The organism is Mesorhizobium shonense (genome assembly GCF_040545255.1).
GTDB classification, from domain to species: Bacteria; Pseudomonadota; Alphaproteobacteria; order Rhizobiales; family Rhizobiaceae; genus Mesorhizobium; species Mesorhizobium shonense.
In genome coordinates, this window is sequence record NZ_JBEPLM010000046.1 from 1 (window position 1) to 2,934 (window position 2,934).

The window sequence follows — 2,934 nt, forward strand, 5'->3', positions numbered from 1 at the left end:
GCGCGCGTCGAGGTGAACGATCTGCCCGAGGTCGACCGGCCCGTCTCCGATTGCCCGGACCCGGCCGGCAAGATCGTGGTGGCCTTTGCGAACGGCGCGCGATTGCGGATCGACGGGACCGTCGATCCGACAGCGCTGCGCATCGTCCTGGCGGAGTTGAGCAGGTGATCACTGTGGTGCCGACCGACCGGATTTATCTGTGCTGCGGCGCCACCGATATGCGCCGCGGGATCAACAGCCTGGCGCGGATGGTGCAGCAGGTGCTCTCGCTCGACCCGCACACCGGCGCGATCTTCTGCTTCCGTGGACGCAAGGGTCATATCATAAAAATTTTGGCGCATGACGACCAGGGGTTCTGCCTGTTCACAAAGCGACTTACAGATGGCTGTTTTGCCTGGCCCACCACCAAGGATCAGGTCGCCGTGTCGCTCACCAAGGCGCAACTTTCGCTGCTTCTGGACGGGATCGACTGGCGCCGGCCGAGCAGGACTTATCGACCGCGTCTGGCTGGCTGATTTTGCTCGTTTCTCATTGATTTTGTGTCGATTCTACTTTCGTGAAGGAGCTATTTCGGGTATGTAATTTGGGTGTCGGAACAAGCTCCCTCAATCGCTGATTTCCTCGCCCGGATCGCGCTTCTGGAAGCGGCCGTTGCTGCCCGTGACACCACCATCGCCGAACGCGATGAGCAGCTGCGCAGAGAGCGCGCCGAGGCCGCACTTCGCATTCAGCGCCTGCAGCTGCGGATCGATCGCTTCAACCGCAAGGCCTTCGGACGCTCGTCTGAGAAGCTGGGCCAGATGCTGCTCGAACTCGAAGATCTCGAGACCGATTTCGCCGCCGGCGCGCCCTATATCGAGCTGCCCATCGTCGCTGACACCGACAAGGTCCGGGTGCTGCCAGTGCGCAAGCTCAACCCCAACCTGCCGCGCAAGCGGATCCTTCGCGAGCCGTCTTGCGCGTGCTGCCCGGGTTGCGGCGGCGCTCTGCGCGCCATGGGCGAAGATAGCGACGAGATGCTCGACCTGGTCGTCCAGGCCTGGCAGGTGATCGAGACCGTTCGACCCAAATATAGCTGCCGGACCTGCGATAAAATCATTCAGGCGCCGGCACCGATTAAGGCCATTGCGCGCGGCAAGCTCAGCTATGCCGCGCTCGCCCATATCATGATGGCGAAGTGGGGTTATCATCTGCCGTGCTACCGTCAGACCCAGATGATGGCCGCTAAGGGCGTCGATATCGAGCGATCCACGCTGGCGCGCAGCGCCGGCTACGCCGCCGCCTTGCTCGACCCGATCTACAATCGCATCCGTGAGATCGGCCGTACCCGCACCAAGATACACACCGACGACACGCGGCTTCCGATCCTGGCGCCCGGCACCGGCAAGACGCACAAGGGCGCGCTCTGGGTTTACGTCGCCGACGACCGCAATTCGGGTTCGCAGGAGCCGCCGATCGCCTGGTACCGCGCCACCATGGGCCGCGCCGGCGAGAGCGTGATGACCGAACTCGCCGGATTTGCCGGCACGCTGCAGGCCGACGGATTCAGTGGCTACAACCAGATCTACAAAGGCGGCGCCATTCGAGAAGCCGCCTGCCTGGCCCATCTGCGTCGCAAGATATTCGACGTTCACGACAGCCAGCCGACCGAGCTCAGCACGACGGCGATGGCCGGCATCCAGGCGATCTACCGGATCGAGGAAGAGATACGGGGGCTTCCGCCCGCCGAGCGATTGGCCGCTCGACGAACGCGGACCCGACCACTGGTGCGGGCGCTGCGACGACAGCTCATGCGCCAGGCCAAGGGTTTGTCGCGCCATGCCGATATCGCCAAGGCCTTCGCCTATGGCACCAAGCGATGGCGCGCGTTCAACCGCTTCCTCTACGATGGCCAGCTCGAGCCCGACAACCTGATTGCGGAGCGCGCCATTCGTGGATTTACCGTCGGCCGGCGCAATTGGCTTTTCTCGGGCAATTTCGCCGCGGCCGAGCGGTCAGCGGTCGTGCTCAGCATCATCGAGACCTGCAAGCTCTGCGGCGTCGATGCCGAAGCCTACATGGCCGATGTCATCGAGCGCATCCAGAACGACTGGCCAGCCTCGCGCTGGGACGAGCTGATGCCATGGAACTGGGTGCGCCGCCAAGACATGCCACTCCCCTTGGCGGCATGAGCGCGCTCGATGACATGGCGCTGTCGGACGAGGCGCTCGAGGCCTGGATGGCCGCCAAGACCAACCCCCGCCCGCTGGTGCGGAGCATGTCGGCGCTGGATGGCTTCGTAACGGCATCGGTCACCGGGCCGCGGTTCGCGGACCCGCAAGACTGGATGTGCCCGCTCATGGGATTGCCGCGCGACGTCCTGGCCAAAGGCTCCGCAACCGATCACGCCGTGTTTGCCAGCCTCGCCAGGATCCACAACCGGATCAACGAGACGCTGTTCGACAGACCGCAGGATTATGCGCCCCGCTTCGCCACCAAGCCCGGCGGCGGCATCGACCCACGGCCGTGGTGCCAGGGGTTCTACGCGGCCATGAATCTCAACATCAAACGCTGGAAACGGCTCCTCGACCTCAACAACCCCAATCACGGCCTGCTGCTGCCGATCCTGATCTATTGCGTCGACAAAAAGGGGAGGCCTGTCCTCGGCAAGCCCAGGCCGGGGCCCGACACCGCGCACTTCATCGAGCATGAGGCCTACAAGGATATCGCCCTGGTCATCCCCGCCCTTCGCGAACTCCACTATGTCACCCGCTATGGTGACCCGCAGTAATCGCCGCCGGCGCGCCAACTAACGGCTGACCTCCATACACGCATCAGGCGACTTCGGAAAAGGCGCCTTGGTGCACCGCTCTGATGTCCTTTTGCAAGTGCGATCTGCGCAATAATCCACCCCACACCGATTTCCTCGGTCGGTTTCTCATTGACGGAGCGCCT

General features: G+C 63.6%; 3 protein-coding genes. All 3 read left to right on the top strand.

Annotated elements, in window-relative coordinates; genetic code table 11:
- The first annotated feature begins 164 nt into the window (after positions 1–164).
- Positions 165–515: an IS66 family insertion sequence element accessory protein TnpB gene (tnpB, locus tag ABID26_RS36920; RefSeq protein WP_354418412.1), complete on the top strand. Its 351-nt coding sequence runs from the start codon at positions 165–167 to the stop codon at positions 513–515.
- A 72-nt stretch (positions 516–587) separates the two neighbouring features.
- Positions 588–2,171 (top strand): IS66 family transposase, encoded by a 1,584-nt coding sequence (gene tnpC / locus ABID26_RS36925; protein ID WP_354418414.1) that lies wholly within the window; start codon positions 588–590, stop codon positions 2,169–2,171.
- Positions 2,168–2,770, top strand: coding sequence for a UPF0149 family protein (locus ABID26_RS36930; protein ID WP_354418416.1), 603 nt, complete (start codon positions 2,168–2,170; stop codon positions 2,768–2,770). Before tnpC ends, ABID26_RS36930 begins: the two co-directional genes overlap by 4 nt.
- The last annotated feature ends 164 nt before the right edge of the window (positions 2,771–2,934 follow it).